The 823-nt window shown below is 52.7% G+C and carries 1 protein-coding gene; it reads left to right on the top strand.

The window, feature by feature from the left end; translation table 11 throughout:
* Window positions 1-30: 30 nt before the first annotated feature.
* On the top strand, window positions 31-823 hold a 793-nt coding region (locus Q5L94_RS13265), incomplete at its 3' end, for a hypothetical protein (protein ID WP_317498844.1).

Genomic DNA, 823 nt, shown 5'->3' with positions numbered 1-823 from the left:
ATGAATTTGGAAGACAACCTTTCCTCACTCATGAAAGATATTGCCCGCTACGAACGTACAATTGGAGAGTTACTGGAGGAAAACACTACCCTCTCTTCGGAATTGGAGCAGCGCAAACAGGAATTGCAGGGCTGGTATCTGAATCGTCAGGACGCTTTGGGTGCAGATCTCGATTCACTGACGAATATCGTCCTTCGGTTAGCGGAACAGCAGGGGCGGCAGTTCGATTCCATCTATCGTTTGCTGGCGGATCGGACACTGAAGGACAGAGGTGCAGACCTGGGCAGTCGTTCTGAAGATATACTCAACGCTTTTTCGCGTTCTGCCGGTTATACCGATACCCTTTCCCGGATTATTTCGGGGCGCTTGGTCGAGAATATTACCGAATTTCCTCTGGACTTGGCACATGATAAATCCTTGCGGGCACTGCGCGGCACATTGGTGCATGACGATCAGGCGAGCGGCGGTGAAGCGCCCTTGTTGGTTTTGAGTGAAAACACCGAGACCGGCGTGCATAGCATGATTTTCCCGGTCGCCGAAATTTCAGCCACCGCTTACCGGGGTGTTGAGCTGGACGTGAAGCCGATGCAGAGCAAGGTGCTGCGCATCCGGGTACGCCAAAGCGACAACTGGAAGAACTACTGCGAGGTCAATGTTGACCTGCATGATATGCGTCATTTGCATTTTCGGACCAGCCATACCGAAGGGCGCCAGGATGTTGTTGTCAAAAAAATGGACAACGGCTGGGTGCGTATCTTTTTTGCCGCGGGCCTTGATGTTGGCGAGGGGCCAGTGGAAATTGAGTTGATCGCGATGGCCGCTG

The organism is Idiomarina sp. Sol25 (genome assembly GCF_033052775.1).
GTDB lineage: Bacteria > Pseudomonadota > Gammaproteobacteria > Enterobacterales > Alteromonadaceae > Idiomarina.
This window is presented reverse-complemented; position numbering and strand designations above follow the sequence as displayed.